The 15,970-nt window shown below is 39.2% G+C and carries 18 protein-coding genes and 3 pseudogenes; 3 read left to right on the top strand and 18 right to left on the bottom strand.

What is annotated here, in order from left to right; genetic code table 11:
- From ETF27_RS10630 to aspS, 6 genes are all read right to left on the bottom strand, one after another.
- Positions 1–147: helix-turn-helix domain-containing protein (locus ETF27_RS10630; RefSeq protein WP_147785814.1), on the bottom strand; the 147-nt coding region annotated here is incomplete at its 3' end.
- A gap of 514 nt (positions 148–661) precedes the next feature.
- Positions 662–1,663 (bottom strand): hypothetical protein, encoded by a 1,002-nt coding sequence (locus ETF27_RS10625; protein ID WP_147785813.1) that lies wholly within the window; start codon positions 1,661–1,663, stop codon positions 662–664.
- 207 nt (positions 1,664–1,870) lie between these two features.
- Positions 1,871–2,938, bottom strand: a complete 1,068-nt coding sequence (locus ETF27_RS10620) for a mannose-1-phosphate guanylyltransferase (RefSeq protein ID WP_130828931.1) — start codon at positions 2,936–2,938, stop codon at positions 1,871–1,873.
- Between the two features lie 211 nt (positions 2,939–3,149).
- On the bottom strand, positions 3,150–3,488 hold the full coding sequence (locus ETF27_RS10615) for a hypothetical protein (RefSeq protein ID WP_130828929.1): 339 nt from the start codon (positions 3,486–3,488) through the stop codon (positions 3,150–3,152).
- A gap of 64 nt (positions 3,489–3,552) precedes the next feature.
- On the bottom strand, positions 3,553–3,831 hold the full coding sequence (locus ETF27_RS10610; RefSeq protein WP_147785812.1) for a winged helix-turn-helix domain-containing protein: 279 nt from the start codon (positions 3,829–3,831) through the stop codon (positions 3,553–3,555).
- 159 nt (positions 3,832–3,990) lie between these two features.
- Positions 3,991–5,751 carry an aspartate--tRNA ligase gene (gene aspS / locus ETF27_RS10605; protein ID WP_130828924.1) on the bottom strand — a complete coding sequence of 587 codons (1,761 nt, stop codon included), beginning with the start codon at positions 5,749–5,751 and terminating at the stop codon, positions 3,991–3,993.
- A gap of 195 nt (positions 5,752–5,946) precedes the next feature.
- Here aspS and ETF27_RS10600 point away from each other — a divergent pair, with 195 nt between their 5' ends.
- Both ETF27_RS10600 and ETF27_RS10595 read left to right on the top strand, forming a co-directional pair.
- Positions 5,947–6,336: a DUF1573 domain-containing protein gene (locus ETF27_RS10600; RefSeq protein ID WP_130828922.1), complete on the top strand. Its 390-nt coding sequence runs from the start codon at positions 5,947–5,949 to the stop codon at positions 6,334–6,336.
- Positions 6,337–6,829: 493 nt separating this feature from the next.
- Positions 6,830–7,735, top strand: coding sequence for an IS982 family transposase (locus ETF27_RS10595; RefSeq protein WP_130828920.1), 906 nt, complete (start codon positions 6,830–6,832; stop codon positions 7,733–7,735).
- On the opposite strand, the gene ETF27_RS10590 is transcribed toward ETF27_RS10595, so the two are convergent.
- The 12 genes and pseudogenes from ETF27_RS10590 to ETF27_RS10540 all read right to left on the bottom strand — a co-directional run.
- Entirely contained in the window at positions 7,707–8,156 is a 450-nt protein-coding gene (locus ETF27_RS10590; RefSeq protein ID WP_130828918.1) for a PGN_0703 family putative restriction endonuclease, read from the bottom strand. The two genes, ETF27_RS10595 and ETF27_RS10590, sit on opposite strands and share 29 nt — an antisense overlap.
- Positions 8,157–8,173: 17 nt before the next feature.
- Positions 8,174–9,907 carry a DUF262 domain-containing protein gene (locus ETF27_RS10585; protein ID WP_130828916.1) on the bottom strand — a complete coding sequence of 578 codons (1,734 nt, stop codon included), beginning with the start codon at positions 9,905–9,907 and terminating at the stop codon, positions 8,174–8,176.
- A 5-nt stretch (positions 9,908–9,912) separates the two neighbouring features.
- Positions 9,913–10,431: a 3'-5' exonuclease gene (locus ETF27_RS10580; RefSeq protein ID WP_130828913.1), complete on the bottom strand. Its 519-nt coding sequence runs from the start codon at positions 10,429–10,431 to the stop codon at positions 9,913–9,915.
- Positions 10,428–11,402 (bottom strand): helix-turn-helix transcriptional regulator, encoded by a 975-nt coding sequence (locus tag ETF27_RS10575; protein ID WP_130828911.1) that lies wholly within the window; start codon positions 11,400–11,402, stop codon positions 10,428–10,430. Before ETF27_RS10575 ends, ETF27_RS10580 begins: the two co-directional genes overlap by 4 nt.
- A 124-nt stretch (positions 11,403–11,526) precedes the next feature.
- On the bottom strand, positions 11,527–12,018 hold the full coding sequence (locus ETF27_RS10570) for a phospholipase D-like domain-containing protein (RefSeq protein ID WP_130828909.1): 492 nt from the start codon (positions 12,016–12,018) through the stop codon (positions 11,527–11,529).
- Position 12,019: 1 nt separating this feature from the next.
- Positions 12,020–13,081: a DUF932 domain-containing protein gene (locus ETF27_RS10565; protein ID WP_158635995.1), complete on the bottom strand. Its 1,062-nt coding sequence runs from the start codon at positions 13,079–13,081 to the stop codon at positions 12,020–12,022.
- Position 13,082: 1 nt separating this feature from the next.
- Positions 13,083–13,919, bottom strand: a complete 837-nt coding sequence (locus ETF27_RS10560) for an RAD55 family ATPase (protein ID WP_130828903.1) — start codon at positions 13,917–13,919, stop codon at positions 13,083–13,085.
- Between the two features lie 5 nt (positions 13,920–13,924).
- Positions 13,925–14,365, bottom strand: a complete 441-nt coding sequence (locus ETF27_RS10555; RefSeq protein WP_130828901.1) for a hypothetical protein — start codon at positions 14,363–14,365, stop codon at positions 13,925–13,927.
- Position 14,366: 1 nt separating this feature from the next.
- The gene (locus ETF27_RS10550) at positions 14,367–14,879 is read right to left on the bottom strand and encodes a hypothetical protein (RefSeq protein WP_130828899.1); all 513 of its coding nucleotides are present in this window, start codon (positions 14,877–14,879) and stop codon (positions 14,367–14,369) included.
- 24 nt (positions 14,880–14,903) lie between these two features.
- Positions 14,904–15,209 carry a beta propeller repeat protein gene (locus ETF27_RS10545; RefSeq protein WP_205012821.1) on the bottom strand — a complete coding sequence of 102 codons (306 nt, stop codon included), beginning with the start codon at positions 15,207–15,209 and terminating at the stop codon, positions 14,904–14,906.
- Positions 15,172–15,405 (bottom strand): annotated as a pseudogene (locus tag ETF27_RS11595) (hypothetical protein). The gene ETF27_RS10545 and the pseudogene ETF27_RS11595 overlap by 38 nt, the downstream one beginning before the upstream one ends.
- Positions 15,406–15,417: 12 nt before the next feature.
- A pseudogene (locus ETF27_RS10540) lies at positions 15,418–15,612 on the bottom strand (IS1380 family transposase); the annotation flags it as partial.
- Positions 15,613–15,716: 104 nt separating this feature from the next.
- On the opposite strand from ETF27_RS10540, the pseudogene ETF27_RS10535 reads away from it, so the two are divergent.
- Positions 15,717–15,953: pseudogene (locus ETF27_RS10535) on the top strand (IS982 family transposase); the annotation flags it as partial.
- Positions 15,954–15,970: the final 17 nt, after the last annotated feature.

Here is a 15,970-nt window from a genome sequence, read left to right as displayed (position 1 = left end):
ACCCTTCTCAATTGAATTACGATTAATTTCGCGAGAGACGGTACAAACAGACACGCCAATTATCTCGGCTATAAAACTAAGTGAGAATTTCTTTTGGAGTAACACACTTATTGTGTATCTTTGCTCCGAGGTTAATTGTTTATACATTGCAATACAAAATTAGTTAATCTCAGGGAGAGGGACGAAAGTCTTTCTCTTTTTTTGTATTGCTTAAGTTATCCGTCAATGCTCTTTGGGGGCTTCGCGCCCCCAGCCGCAAGGCAAACCTCCGCGGTGTTTTTCATAGTTATTGCACCCACAGAGATTTTGCACTTCTATTTGGAATTAGCACAGCATTGTTCCCAATTGTTGTAATTACTCTCATGCCTATGAAGTTCTCAAAAACTAAAATAAATGTGTTCCAAAAATCATTATCCGGAGGCGAGGAACACATGGAGAAAGCCAGTAGTATCCTAAATTATTTTTTAGAGAACTCACGAAATATCAAATAAACTATACGGACCTGATGTGTTTTCTCTAACCATATATAGTATATACCTCGGTTCAGTCGAAATTTAGTGGGGGAGGGAGGAGGGGGGATGCCATAATTCTTAAATCCGGAAAACCGGAAGGAACTGTTATTTTACGACACCAAGTCTAGTATGATTTATCAGCAAAAAGCTTAGTCTTCTACTGTCCACGTTACAGTATCTTCACCCATATCTTCATTTTCTTCCGCTATTTCCACAACAGAAGACTCCGGCTCTTTTACGTTCACCTTCACTTTTGTGTTCACATTACGTTTAAGATCAACTACCTTCTCTGCTTGTAGATTGGTTCCATCCTCTTTCTCCCATGTCAAAAGAAACTTAAATTCCCCATGGTAACCATCAATACTTGCTAAGTCAATTCTATTGAACGAATAAATGGATGAATGATCATATATAGGATCAGTTGGATTCAATGTTAAGGTGTTGTAAAGATAAGTGATATTTAGTTTACCCTCTGAGGGTGGTGTTATTATGAGATGCAAACCAAAGACTGCTCGCTTAGTCTGTAAAGCAACTTTTTGAGAACTCGATGGGTCAAAATTCTCCAACACACCATATGATTTGTACATACGAGGATATAAAACCGTTTTAGTCGTAGATATTCTTGTCCGTCCCTCTTGAATATTTGAGAGATTTATACTCGTTGATTTAATAAATTTATTTTCAGCTTTTGTGGGCAAATTATCTTTGCTCCCATGGAGGAATGGAGCGAAAAACTCTCCATCTTCATTATATACAGCATCTTCAGCATTTGTTACAACAAGACACTCAAAGCGATATACATTTCCCTTTGTGAGTACTATCTTCATCTGAGATGGATCGGTAAACAATCCATACGCATATTTGGCATATGACTTTACACCTGTTTTTTTCTCATATATATTAATAGCATAAAACTTTCCTTCCGCAGCATCTACACGCGTCATAGGCATATCTGACACATTTATAAATTCCTCATTCACATTGAATGAAACCATACACGTGTCGTGAGACTTAACGTCAGATTTATCAAAATCATTCAAAATCGCCTTTTCGCAGGATGACAACCCGATAAAACAGATTATCATAGTAGCCAACAAATAAATCTTTTTCATTTTATTATCGGATAAAGGTAGTAAGAGCGTTTTATTCATTTTCATAATATTTAATATATAAAATATGTTGATACAAAGGTACAAATAAAAAAGTAAAAAAATAAATTTTTCATTCAAGTTTAACAATTATTTATTCTTGCATTCTAACACATCCTCTAAATTACTCAACTCTCAGATTTAGCTATTCATGATATATAATATAATCAATTTATCATAAGTCTCATTATCAATTTATATGACATATATTTAGACTTCACCTGAGAACTGCTTTATTCTTTGTTCTTCCGATAGCTTGCACACGAGAATAGAATCGCTCGTTGTAGCAATGATATAACTATCAAGACCTTGAATGACAACTTTCTTATTGTTGGTTGAATGAATGATACAATTTTTGCTATCAAAAACATTTATGTTGTCGCCTATAATTGCATTTCCATATAAATCGCGTTTTGTTTGCATCAGCAAAGAGCCCCAGGTTCCAAGATCGCTCCATCCAAAATCAGCCGGACATACAAATATTTCCTCTGCTTTTTCCATAATAGCGTAATCAACTGAGATACTCTCACATTCAGGGTATATTTTATTGATAGCTATTTGTTCATTTTGCGTTCCGAGATTATCATAAATCTGTTCGAAAATCCTTGCAATTCCCGGTTGATAAATTCTAAACGCGTTAATAATAGTTGATAAACTCCAAATAAATATTCCTGCATTCCAAAAAAATGATTTTTGTTGGATATATTTCTCTGCCGTTTCTAAATCGGGCTTCTCGCGGAACTGATCTACTCTAAATATTTCATTGTTTCTTGCCGATGGTATTGTAAGGTCAGCCTGTATATAGCCATATCCTGTTTCTGGTCTGTTTGGTTTCATTCCTAACGTTACAATAGCGTCGGTTTCAGATGTAAAGCCAAGACAATTTGAAATAACTCTTTTGAATTCTACAGTGTTTGTAACTATATGATCGCTTGGCGTGACTACAATATTAGCTTTCGAGTCTTCTTTCTTAATTCTCCAACTCACGTAAGCGATGCAAGGAGCAGTATTACGCCGACAAGGTTCTGTTAGAATATTTTTAATTGGAATTTCCGGTAATTGCTCATGAACAATCTCAGAATACTTTTCATTAGTTACTATCCAAACGTTTTCATTGTTGATGATACCGTCAAATCGTTCATAAGTTAATCTTAATAATGATTTCCCTACCCCAAGAACATCAATAAATTGTTTAGGACGTTCGATAGTACTCATTGGCCAAAATCTGCTACCAACACCTCCGGCCATTATTACCAAGTGATTATTTGAATGTTTCATGATTTTATGATTCTTATTTCGCAAATATACGAATAATATTCTAATTTTCAGTTGTTCATGGTATTTTTAATTACAAGTGATGGCAAAAAGTGAACATTATTTCGTCTTTCATCGACCGAGTGCGCCTCGCTACACTCACTTTTCAAGTCAAAATACTGCATGGGAAGCAAACGAAAATATTGTGGCTATTAATTTTGAATAGCTGCACTTGTTAAAACAGACATAAGCTGTTATCTGAACTTTCTCGCACCATAGCTTTTTGCTCTGCAACTTCTAATTTGTTCAGCAGTGATTGCTTTGCTAATTTAATCATAATATTTTGGGGATTTATTTTATAGCGTCCCCTTTTTATCCTTATAACTTCTGAATTTGGTATTAGGCTTGTTCTATACAAGTAAGATCTTACATATAGATGTACGTCATCGGGGCTGATTGGAAAAAAGAATGAATTGCAAGCATTAAAGACGTGACAAGAAATCTTACGCACAGGCAGACCATTTGCGCCGGCTTCAATTAAAACTCGTATAACTTCTTCTTTATACCTCTCCATATCAGAGTTATAGGAGTCAATACAATTAAAATAATTGCAGACTCCTATTTTTTAGCATCATTTGTTATGCTAAAGCAATTTTATTTGCTTCACCTTTAACCTTTCCTTCTTTTGAAAGCCATCCAATCCCGAGATAAACTTCTTCGGTCGAAATGTTAGCAGCTTTAGCAATCTCTGTTACTAAAAGCGGTTTATCCGCTGCAGCTAACGCATTGTACACATCTCCTGCCTTGAACCCTATATTCTCAGGACCCAAATCGATTACTCTAACAGGTTTCTTGGCAACAGTTTTTCTATTTGTTACCTTCTTTGGTGCTACTGTTGTTGTTTTCTTTTCTACCATATTCAACATCAATTAATTAAATTCAACTTTAATCGAAAAAAATCTATTGCAAATGTACTTTTATTTTCTTGATAAATCTAATTTCCTGCTGAAAAAAAAGAGAAAATGCTTCTTGTTTGCCACTGAACATTAATTTTATTGATTTATATCAATGATCTTTTATTCTTTAATGTCCAATTTTATATGCAATTCTTCTAATTGTTTATCGGCTAATTGTGAAGGAGCATCAAGCATTACATCTCTGCCACTATTATTCTTGGGAAATGCTATTACATCTCTGATTGAGTCGAGACCGGCCATGATACTGACATATCTGTCCAATCCGAATGCCAACCCGGCATGAGGTGGCGCACCATATTTAAATGCATTCATTAAAAAGCCAAACTGTTCTCTTGCTTGCAGTGGAGTAAATCCAAGTACCTCGAACATTTTTTCTTGAAGTTCCGTGTCATGAATACGAATGGAGCCTCCACCGACTTCAATCCCATTGCAAACGAAATCATACGCCATGGCTCTTACTTTTTCCGGATGTTCTTTCAAGAGTGGTAAATCTTCCGGGTTGGGCATCGTGAAAGGATGATGTGTTGCCATTAAACGTTGTTCTTCATCACTCCACTCGAATAGTGGGAAATCTACAACCCACAAACATTTAAATACGTTATTATCTCTCAGCCCGAGACGGTTTCCCATCTCTAATCGTAACGTACATAATTGCATGCGAGTCTTGTTGGGGTTATTTCCTGACAATATGAGCAATAGATCTCCGTCATTAGCATGGGATACCTGTTTTATTTTATTAAGCTGTTCGGGTGAGAAAAATTTGTCGATAGAACTCTTCACAGTACCATCCGAGTTAAATTTAATATAAACCAACCCTTTAGCACCAACTTGTGGTCGTTTGACGAAATCGGTAAGCTCGTTTAATTGTTTTCGGCTGTAATTTGCACATCCCGGAACCACAATTCCACCAATATATTCCGCATCATTAAACACCGAAAAATCGCTTATTCCTTTGAGAGAGTCCATTAATTCAATGAACTCCATACCAAAACGTAGGTCAGGTTTGTCAGAACCAAAACGTCTCATGGCTTCTTTCCATGTTATTTGCTCTAATTTTTCCGGTAACTCTACGCCTCGTATTTCCTTAAACAGGTGTCTTGCCATATCTTCGAATATTTCAATAACATCCTCTTGATTGGCAAATGACATCTCGCAGTCTATTTGTGTAAATTCAGGTTGTCTGTCAGCCCTTAAATCTTCATCTCTGAAGCATTTGGCAATTTGAAAATAGCGGTCGAAACCGGCAACCATAAGCAGTTGTTTAAGTGTTTGAGGGCTTTGAGGCAAGGCATAGAATTGTCCGGGATTCATGCGAGACGGAACGACAAAATCGCGTGCCCCCTCTGGCGTTGAGCCAATCAATATTGGCGTTTCAACTTCAATAAAATTTCTGTTATCCAAAAAGTTGCGGATGAGTATGGTCATTCTATGACGAAGTTCTAAATTCTTTCGTACAGATGGGCGGCGTAAATCCAAATAACGAAACTTCATTCTGAGGTCATCTCCCCCATCGGTGTTATCCTCGATGGTAAAAGGAGGGGTCAAAGACGGACTTAATACGTTTAGTTCTTTTACGATTATTTCAATGTCCCCGGTAGGTATTTTAGTATTCTTGCTTTGACGTTCATTCACAACGCCTTTGATTTGAATACAATACTCTCTACCGAGCTTATTAGATTCGTCGCAAAGCTCCTTATTTTCAGCTTCATTGAAAACCAATTGGGTAATGCCGTAGCGGTCGCGCAAATCTACAAAGGTCATACCTCCCATTTTTCGGGTACGTTGTACCCACCCTGCAAGCACGACTTCTTTGCCACTATCAGCCAATCTTAGCTCACCACATGTTTTTGTACGATACATTCTATATTCTTTTTGATTTTTCTATTGCAAAGGTACAACTTTCCTACGAAAAAAGAAACAAAGATTTCTCAAATCAAAGTTTTTGATATGTTAAAACCGGAAAATATCAACTTAATAAGTGTAAAAAAACAAATGTTCTCTAAACTTTCTAACTACTTTTGCATCATAATGACAATAAATTAAATATTCACAATTATGAAAAAGGTTTTATTATTCACTTTGTTAATTATGTTTGGTTTGTCATACTCGATGGCACAGAACCAAGCCAATATTAAATTTGACAAGGTAGTTCACAATTTTGGAACATTCTCAGAATCTAACCCGGTGCAAAAAGTAACGTTTACATTCACGAATATCGGAAAGGCTCCCTTGATCATTAATCAAGTTGTAGCAAGTTGTGGATGCACAGTTCCTCGGTATGATAAACGTCCTATAGCTCCCGGACAGAAAGGTTCAATAGATATAACTTATAATGGTACCGGTAAATTTCCGGGACATTTTAAGAAGAGCATTACTGTACGAACCAATGCCGCAACTGAAATGACTCGCCTCTATATTGAGGGAGTGATGGAAGCAAAAAAATAGTGTATTTTTAACATCTAATTTGGAGATAACCGCCAGATTTTAGGAGGGTATCTCCGAATTTTTTCTGAAAAGTTTAAAAATCTCCATTCAAGAACTTAGGTATTATCATGCAATGCGAGCAAGACAAAATACAAGTATATCTTCATTTAAAGAATTAGCTGAAATTCTCTATGTAGTGGAAATTATAGAAGTCTTATTGACAGCAAATCCTGACTTGCTCCCCAGCAGAGCCCCATTATGCTTCAGACTGCATAGCAAAGGTATATAAACTCTTTGAATATTCTGAATAAAGCCAGCCTGCAATTTGAGCTATTGAACACCTAATACAAAAAAACAGCCTGCAAAATGAGCTATACGCCAAATTATTGAAGTCTTATTGACCTTATTATAACGTGAGTTCGATGAATTATAAGTGTCTATAAATTTGGTGATTAGCGAAAATTGTTGTAACTTTAAGGTATTGATATACAAACAATTACAAACAAAAATCGCTATGATCACCGAAGACAAAGTTACTGAAATATTTTGTATGGCAGATGATTTCTGCAAGTTTTTTGATCCAATGGTGGCAAAATATACGCTAAAGCCTACCGGAAAACGAAAGTATCATCGATATTCCACGATGTCAAAGGCAGAAGTCATGCTGATAATGATCCTTTTTCACGACTCTGGTTATCGCTGCTTTAAACATTTCTATCTTGAAAAAGTATGTAAGCATTTGCGTCATTTGTTTCCTAAAGTTGTCTCATACAACCGTATAGTAGAATTAGAAAGGGAGGTTCTCATTCCACTCGCTTTGTTTATCAAGAAAGTCTTGTTAGGAAAATGCACGGGCATAAGTTTTGTTTACAACACACCACTGCGTGTCTGCAAGAACCAAAGAATACATATTCATAAGGTTTTAAAAGGTATAGCCCAAAGAGGAAAATGCTCCATGGGTTGGTTCTTCGGTTTCAAATTGCATTTGATTTGTAATGAGAAAGGAGAACTTCTCAACTTTATGGTAACACCGGGAGATGTTGATGATCGTAAGCCATTGGAATACAAAGCGTTTGTAGATTTCATATATGGCAAGCTGGTCGGAGACAAGGGGTACATTGGTAAGAATCTCTTCCAAAGGCTGTTTGTGGATGGAATACAACTTATTACCAAGCTGAAAAGCAACATGAAAGGAGCTTTAATGAGCGTTTCTGACAGACTCTTACTCAGAAAAAGAGCCATTATAGAAACTGTGAATGATGAGCTTAAGAATATTGCACAGGTGGAGCACTCCAGACATAGATGCTTTGACAATTTTATCGTCAATTTATTAGGTGCTATTGCAGCCTATTGCCTGTTCCCAAAAAAGCCGTGTATCATTGTACAAAGGACTATTGACACACAGCTTGCTCTTTTCTGAATTCGTCGAACTCACGTTCATTTAGGTGGTCACTGCTGCTTACTACTTCAATGGATATATAGGCAGGGGGGGTGTCGCAACTAATAGGAAGGACTTCCGTAAACTCATTACGAATGCCATTGATTAAGGCAAGCACAGCCTGTGGGTCATCCATAATTGGTATAAGATGATTGAGACAAGCAATCTGCGAGGACAGAGTATGACCGGATGGTCCATTTCCTCGCCACCAATCAATATGGTTGTCGGTAAAATAGGCCTTAACCTTTTCGCGGATGGGAGCATAAAGGTTCGCTTCAGGTTCTTGCAGAACAAAGGGTCGTGGCTTACCCATAAATCTGCCACCACCAGCTACCAAGTTGAATACCTTCCCCTCTTCAATGAGCACTTCTTGGCGGGCGTATTGTTGATTCTTATAGTTCATAACAGATTCTTCTGAGATTAGCTTAACCAGTTTTCCTTGATGAATGCAATTATTTTATCTCTCCGTTCAATAATTTGGGCTTCACCCCATTGTCTGTCTTCCTTAAGAGTCTCGAAGATTTGCTTCTGAGAGTAGAAAATACTATTGTATATTTCCATAACTTCACCTTCAGCCGGATTATGATTTTTTTTGGATGAATTATTGCCCCATGTCAGGAGGGAAAGATTACCGATATTATTGAGATATTCGTTGCAGAAATCTTCTGTGTAGGTAGTAAAATCAGGGTTCTGAGGTGTGATATGATCTAATGTATTGGATACTGATACATCACGGAATACGTTGGTGCATTCGTCAGGAGATAAAAGTGGCTGACGGGCTTTTGCACGGAGATAATTCTCATATTTATATAGCACGTAGCGCAGTTCTCTACGATAATGATATTTATTGGCTGTGAAATAACGTAAGCAATCACCATCAAAATTCCAATATCCCTTGAAGCCATGTTGACTTTTGTAGTTTAAATCGGCTATGAGGCTACCATAATCGTCATGCTTATAGTTTTTGGCAATGGCAATCAAGTTATTGGTGCGATAACCCCCGAGTGTATAGGTCATTTTGAATAAAATCTTTTCAACCCATCTAAGGGCATCATCAATAGCCGGAATGTTTCTGACTTCCGTGCCCTTACTGTTATAATGACAGAGTTTGAGCACCAAAGGCATTGCATTAGCCTTGTCGAGGATGCAAACATCAGAGATGGGACTGTTGAAGAGATGCCAACTATTTTCAATTTCGCACATCAAGGAGAAGGTACGACACAGTTCACTGGAAAATTTGCTAATCCATCCAGCCTTGTCAACTACACGTTGCAGCCGCTCTTTGATGGCATCTAATGGGGCATCGTAACTGGAGAGAAAGGCCGAGCAATGATAACCTAATACTGTATCTTCTTTCGTTTCGAGCTTCTCAATATAGTTGTATATAGATGCAAACTTAGCTTCCAATGAATGTATGTTGCTTATCGCATTTCCCGCATTACATCGATAGATTTGATGCATCAAGAAGGCTTTTAGCTTTTCCAATGTAGTAAGTCCTAACCCTCGGTCATTTTGAAAGGCAAAAATCTGTGTGGCGGTTAGTTTGGCTGTTTCACCTTTAAGAAGGAAGGTTGTGATTACGGCATTATCAATCACCGAGAACCATCTATACAATACCTCAACCTCTGTTTGTGCCGACATCTTCTCGCTGAAGAACAAAACAGCTTCCCGTATGCGACGTTCTGACCGCCGTCCCGTTTCGATACTATCATCATTGGAGCATTCCACTACATAACGATTAAAGAAAGAAGCATCCTCTGATACAGTTTCAAATTTCTGACTACCATATCGTGGCTGAAGATAGCGTTCATATATCTGTTCGGTTGCATAGGTAGTATTGTTGAACTCAAAAGTAATAATTCCTCTTTTGCGCAACTCTTTCACTAAACAACTCATAAAAATGACAGTAGTGGTAAGCCGCTGTTGTCCGTCAATGAGCTCGTATCTGTTTCCTTGAGCTTTTTCAAATAAATAGTGTCCAAGAAAATAAGCAGACTCATCGGGTTGGTCGATAATATCATTCAGATACATATCGACTTGTCCTGCTCGTCCGTCTTTACCTACTCGCCAAGAATAGGCTCGTTGATAACTCGGTATAACGAAAGTTATCATATCTTCGCCAAATAGGCGACCAATTGTTGTTTGATTATCCATAATATTCACTGATTTATTAGTTCTAATTCTTTGAGATACAGCCGTGCGCACATCTCCGCATCATCGCCGGCACGGTGGTGGGTACCTTCAGGGATGCCGAGCTGCTCACACAGGTAGCCGAGGGTGTTGCAGCCGAAGTCGTACACCTGTCGGGCTGTCTTTAACGAGCACTGCCAGTTGATTTCGGGTAAATGCAGACGATAAAGTTTTGCAGAGTGTTCATGGCTGCTGCGGTCGAAGGGAGCGTTGTGCGCTACGAAGGTGTTAAACTCATCGAGGTATAGGTGCTCAATCTCTTCCCAAACTTCTGGGAAGGAAGGTGAGTTCTCTGTATCTTCAGGTCGAATGCCGTGGCATTGCATGTTCCAGTAGCTATATAGATTTTCTTCTGGCTGTACCAACCAAGAGCGAGTTTCTACCACTTCGCCACCCCGTACCACGCAGATGCCCACCTCGCAGATGGAGGCACGTTTAGGTGTAGCTGTTTCAAAGTCGATGGCGATAAAATTTAATCTGTCTTTCATTGCTCTTTTTCTTTATAGTACGACATCAGGTTCTTGGCAAAGTTGCGCATCTCATTACGCACCGATGCCGGCTCAAGTACTTCAATTTGATCGGCCTGAGCCAATAGGGCCTGATATAGGTCATAGTTTGGGCGTACGGTCAGTTCAAAATAGGAAGCTTCATCATCCTTCAGTTCTACAAGCTCACGTTGCGACTCGTGTATTGGCAGGGTACGAAGATAATCAGGACCACCATTGTAGGCCTTCAACATAACTCTTATGGGCTCTTCTTTAGAATGGATGATACCACAGCATCCACGGAAGTATTCATCGATGTCGAAGTCTTCCTTCATCTGGAAAGATGAGCCTGTAGGATGGCAGTCGAGAATGCGGTCGAGTGCATAGACCATATATACATCTTCTGGACGGTCGCCACCATCTTCTTTGTTCTTTTGGCGATTGCGATTGGAGTAATACGGACTTCGAGCCAATACATACCAACGGCGCTTCACTACTTTGAGGTAGTAAGGCTCGATGTCGAAATACCAAGGCTCAGGTTTTCCAAAACCTTGATGCGTGACATTGAGCACCTGATTATTGCGCATCGCATCGGTGATGACATTGAGCCATTTGTGACCAGAAGGAACATTCTCGAAGATGATACGTCCTTTCAGTTTTCGATCTGCCTGAATCTGATTCATAGCCGTATAGGAATCAATGAACCAAATGCGAAGATTATCTTTCTCCAAGTCTTCGGAATGGTCGATATAATACTTATAACCACCCTTGATGTCACAAGCGATTTCCACCTCAAAAATGTCGAAGATGGCTTTGCGATGGTTATGAAAAGTGCGGAGGGCGAGATCATCATCGTCCCCATAGCTCAACCCGCTTCTATGCCAGAGGTCATTTACCTCCTCATAGGTCAGTCGGCCATATCGTCTGAATTGTTCTATCAGCCATACGTAACGGCCAAAGATATTTGCTGCCATACGCTATTTGTTATTGTTTGCTTACAAAGGTATATAATATCCTATGAAATATTGTGGCATAGGATAAAAGTTTTGCTTTAGACGTTGATTTTTAACGTATTCGCTCTTTGCAAAACTGCTTCCGTCAACATTTTGCACAGTAATCTCCACGCCAAACTTCATCAAACTGTCCAATAGCAGCGTTTACCAAGGAAGGCTCGTTCGTGAGAATACCTGCTTCAAAGTTTCTTCTTTGAGTGCTTTTCATACCTATTCCAGCTCCTGTCAAGTTAGCTGAGCCGATGTAGGCTGTATCCATATCGAATATCATTAGTTTGAAATGAATACGTGGACATAGGGTCATTTCCAAGGCCGGCCACAATGCTGGGAATTTATCAAAGTCATCTCGAAAGGCAGTTCCAGGCTCTTTGGCATGGAGAATACGGATTGCAATCCTACGTTTAACCAATAAGTCAAGTACAGCAAGTAAAGGCATTGCTTTTGCACCAGCCTTTACATATACATCCTTGATGTCAGCTGTTCCTATCCATAATGTATGTTTGACCGACGCAACTCTTGCCAATACATCATCATAGTGTTGGGTACCAGTGATGTATTTGATAAAAGGCGTATCCATATCAGTAGATGTCGAGGTAGTTTACAATGTCAGGTTCTCGTTTCAGCAACCCTACAGCACCATTCATAATGGCTATACGCCGATGATCATTAGGTTTCCATATAGTGGTGTGACTGGCGAACTGGGTTAGTACATTGTACGTATCCCATATAGTACCTTCTCCTTTCATCAGATGTTCCTTTTTAGCATCGTAAAGACCAGCATTTTGATATGAGGAGCACACTTCTGCATACGGTATAAGATGTTCAGCTTTTTCAGCATTAACATTTTCGGCAATAAGGATTTTCTGTGCTCTTTTCATTTCTGCTAATGATATTCTGGAAGAGGAAGCTCTTTTCAGTAACTTTCCAAACTGCTCAACGCAGATGGCGAAAAATGACTTGTTTTTCACCCTCCCGATGATAGAATGTATTTCGTTGGCTGAAAGTTTATAGACAGTGTTATCCTTTCGCTCTTCCTTCACTGTTTGTCCATTTGAGCAGACTAACCTTTCGTAATAATGTCCCAGTTCCACATTGGATGGAGTCCATGTGAGATAGAATCCATCCATCATGAAGTCTTCTCCTGGTCCAAATCTATGTGTTCTTCCATTAGGATTGGTATAGACCACCGTAATACGTGGCTTTCCAGCATTGTTGAACCTTACGTCTGAAATTTGATAACCTGTTTCATCGGCCATCATTTCAGCAAAATCAAAGAAAACGGTAGGCGAAATATATTCATCAACAATGGGTACGATTTCGGCAAGTTGATGGTTCTCTGGCGAGGCTATAATTACCACCGATTTAGGTTTCTGCAGGTTGGAAGCTACATTGATATAGTTGCGATAATTCGTCAATCCAGTCTCGCCAGATGCTTCCTTCACCATGACACGTTGGCTGCTGTTTATCCCTAGTGTCTGGTCATACGAGGAAGTGAATTTATCGTCTGCGGGTAGTTCAATGCCATTGAGAGCAAATACATTTTCGCCCACATGCTGGAGTTCGCTGAGCTCAATGGTCTTCTGTGGCCATAGCCCATTCATAAAGCGTTGCTTTTCTTGTTGAATATTTGAGTTGTTCATATCATTCTGGAGTGAATAGTTTATCAAATTGGTCAGCGAAGTCACGAATTTGTCCGGCAACTTCGCTTTGCATGTGCTTAATACGTTGGTCCTGACGAAAGCGCTGCTCATCAAAAGAAACATCCCCCGTACTACTCAAGCTATAGAAGAGTTTTACGCCAACATCTCCTCTACGATGCTTGGAAAAGGTGATGTAGCGGTCGGAATAAATGTTCTTTGGATTCTCCAAACGCAGTTCCATCATGGCCGTTATAGAGTGTTTCAAACGATTGGAACCTACAAAATTGCCCGACTTGGTCACTTGCTGGATAGTGAGAAACGTACAATTAAGGTGACGGTCGTTTTGTGCCTTGTTCTGCTTCTTGATGAGTTGTAGAAGCCAACTCTCGGCATCTTTCATTCGGATGTTTTCTTCATCTTTGATTATGCCCTGTAGTTCGTAAAAAGAGTCGATGGCTACAATGTCCCAACCCTGTTCCACAACCTCTTTTACCACCTCCCAATTGTGAATCTCATTGTCGAAATCCGTTTCCACGAATAGAATAGGCAATGTTTGGAATTTAGGATAGCGCTCCACATAAACGGTGAGATCTATTTCATTCATCTCGGCACTAATAAAAAGTATACGTGCCTTGGGATAATGGTTTTGCATATTTGCCAACATATCCAGTATGATGGTAGTCTTACCCACACCGGGGTCGCCTATAATCATGTAGTTCACGCCACGAGGCAACCCACAATGAGAACTAAGCAACTCATCCAAGGCTGTTCCGCAGCTGAACGATTCGAAGAGTTTCGGGTCGAAACTCAAATCACACATTCTGACTACATGATCCATAAGGCTTATTTTATTGCTAAGTTTGTTGCCAAGATGCGCACTATAATAGTGTCACCTTTCACGTTCTCATTATCAATAGCCATGTCTGTAATAATGAGTACCTCCTTCTCAAACATGTCCACAAAAGTATTCACCTCCGCTAATTCCTCGACTAATAACGGTTTCTCGCTATTATATTCAATATGAAGCAGTAGTTTATCGGCAATGAATTGTGTATACGGCTTGGCCGTTCCACAGCAGCGAATTACAGCATCTTCTATGGCATTACCGGAACCATTGCCAATGCCTTCAACCAAAATGAAGTTGGCCGCACTACTCATCATGACTTTTACGTTATTTATATAACACGCCAACAAATGATGACCATTTCGGAAGAGACCAAGTTCATCTGCGACCTCCTTGATGTCCTCTTCTGTTGGCGCGTGGTGATAGAAATGATTCTTCATCTTACGCAATCACTTCTAACTTCAATTCTTTTTCTCTCTGTTCAACAAGGGCTGTCCAGAGGCGAGAGTCCTGTAACTTGCTTGACGGAATCTTATCTGCATAACGCTCCAAGAAGTCAATGTTGTAGAGATTATCCTCATGCCAACGGTTAATGAGTTCAGGCCAATCCCATTGGTCAATGAATCTATCAATCAACTGATAGTTCATTTCGAGGTCTGTATTTTCAGACAACTCTGACCAATCCCAGTAGTCTTTATACTGTTCAAGAGTATCTCCAGTGAGAATGGTTTCGCACCCTGTGCTTGAAAGCTCCTTCCAGTCAATGAGTTTTTTGAACTTTTCCAGCATGGCAGGTGTCCATACGATGTTACTGTTTTGGGAAATCAATTTCCAATCTACTTGGTTCTTGTGCTTGTCAAGCATCTGCTCGGTCCATTCAAAGCTTTCAGAGAGCTCTTTCCAAGCTGAATCATTGAGAATCTTCTCCATGAATTCATTCGATAACTTTTTCATACGCTTTTCTGTTTTAAGTTCATATTATCCACGTTTACGACAAATCCAAGTTCTACCATCATTGGTTGAATAGTACAACCCCTTGTCTGTAGTTCCAAGGATTTCCTTGCCGGCATCCATCAAGTCGCTGAAGGCGCCAGTGTTCGACGAACCGCTATAGCGAACTATCCAAGTGCGACCTTGATTGGTTGAATACTCGATTTTCTTACTGTCTTTGGGCGAGATACGTAGCATCTCTTTCCCACGATTGATCATAATTGGCATGATGTAGAGATTTAATTGTTGTTTGTCACTATTGACAGTGCAAAGGTATGAATGTGGGTATGCCATAACGAAGCAGAGGTTTTAAGAAAATACACTTTATTACCCTCAAATCCGCAACTAAGCCCTTGAACGTCCTTATTGCGTTTACACGACCTCTCATTACTGAATTTGCAGATAATTTGAACTTGAAGCACCCACTTCTGCCTACAATATCCCCTTACCCCACAATGAGACTTGAGGCAATACACAATATCATTCCCATAAGTTGTAGGCATTATCCAAAATCAGTCTGGAAAACATCTGCGTAAGCATTATTACAGGTATAGATATTCAGCACATACCGCCTTGATGTCCTGATCCACTTGGCTGGTACAGAGATAAACCTGAAGACAAACGCTTTTATGCGACCTGTTGCATTGAGTCCGAACTTCTTTACGTCAAGTCTTTGAATAATGGCCTTGTAAAAGTTAACGTGAGTTCGACGAATTATAAGTGTCTGTAAATTTGGTGATTAGCGAAAATTGTTGTAACTTTAAGGAGTTAATATACAAACAGTTACAAACAAAAGTCGCTATGATCACCGAAGACAAAGTTACTGAAATATTTTGTATGGCAGATGATTTCTGCAAATTTTTTGATGCAATGACAGCAAAATATACGCTAAAACCTACTGGAAAAAGAAAGTATCATCGAGATTCCACAATGTCAAAGGCAGAAGTCATGCTAATAATGATTCTTTTTCACGGCTCTGGTTATCGCTGCTTTAAACATTTCTATCTTGAAAAAGTATGTAAGCATCTGCGTCATTTGGGTACTGTCCTATAAAA

The organism is Prevotella brunnea, from assembly GCF_008016795.1.
GTDB lineage: Bacteria > Bacteroidota > Bacteroidia > Bacteroidales > Bacteroidaceae > Prevotella > Prevotella brunnea.
This window is presented reverse-complemented; position numbering and strand designations above follow the sequence as displayed.

Bases quoted from the DNA above. Each gene is read 5' to 3' on its own strand.
- ETF27_RS10625 (WP_147785813.1), bottom strand. From the start codon at position 1,663: ATGAATAAAACGCTCTTACTACCTTTATCCGATAATAAAATGAAAAAG.
- ETF27_RS10620 (WP_130828931.1), bottom strand. From the start codon at position 2,938: ATGAAACATTCAAATAATCACTTGGTAATAATGGCCGGAGGTGTTGGT.
- ETF27_RS10615 (WP_130828929.1), bottom strand. From the start codon at position 3,488: ATGGAGAGGTATAAAGAAGAAGTTATACGAGTTTTAATTGAAGCCGGC.
- ETF27_RS10610 (WP_147785812.1), bottom strand. From the start codon at position 3,831: ATGGTAGAAAAGAAAACAACAACAGTAGCACCAAAGAAGGTAACAAAT.
- aspS (WP_130828924.1), bottom strand. From the start codon at position 5,751: ATGTATCGTACAAAAACATGTGGTGAGCTAAGATTGGCTGATAGTGGC.
- ETF27_RS10600 (WP_130828922.1), top strand. From the start codon at position 5,947: ATGAAAAAGGTTTTATTATTCACTTTGTTAATTATGTTTGGTTTGTCA.
- ETF27_RS10595 (WP_130828920.1), top strand. From the start codon at position 6,830: ATGATCACCGAAGACAAAGTTACTGAAATATTTTGTATGGCAGATGAT.
- ETF27_RS10590 (WP_130828918.1), bottom strand. From the start codon at position 8,156: ATGAACTATAAGAATCAACAATACGCCCGCCAAGAAGTGCTCATTGAA.
- ETF27_RS10585 (WP_130828916.1), bottom strand. From the start codon at position 9,907: ATGGATAATCAAACAACAATTGGTCGCCTATTTGGCGAAGATATGATA.
- ETF27_RS10580 (WP_130828913.1), bottom strand. From the start codon at position 10,431: ATGAAAGACAGATTAAATTTTATCGCCATCGACTTTGAAACAGCTACA.
- ETF27_RS10575 (WP_130828911.1), bottom strand. From the start codon at position 11,402: ATGGCAGCAAATATCTTTGGCCGTTACGTATGGCTGATAGAACAATTC.
- ETF27_RS10570 (WP_130828909.1), bottom strand. From the start codon at position 12,018: ATGGATACGCCTTTTATCAAATACATCACTGGTACCCAACACTATGAT.
- ETF27_RS10565 (WP_158635995.1), bottom strand. From the start codon at position 13,081: ATGAACAACTCAAATATTCAACAAGAAAAGCAACGCTTTATGAATGGG.
- ETF27_RS10560 (WP_130828903.1), bottom strand. From the start codon at position 13,919: ATGGATCATGTAGTCAGAATGTGTGATTTGAGTTTCGACCCGAAACTC.
- ETF27_RS10555 (WP_130828901.1), bottom strand. From the start codon at position 14,365: ATGAAGAATCATTTCTATCACCACGCGCCAACAGAAGAGGACATCAAG.
- ETF27_RS10550 (WP_130828899.1), bottom strand. From the start codon at position 14,879: ATGAAAAAGTTATCGAATGAATTCATGGAGAAGATTCTCAATGATTCA.
- ETF27_RS10545 (WP_205012821.1), bottom strand. From the start codon at position 15,209: ATGGCATACCCACATTCATACCTTTGCACTGTCAATAGTGACAAACAA.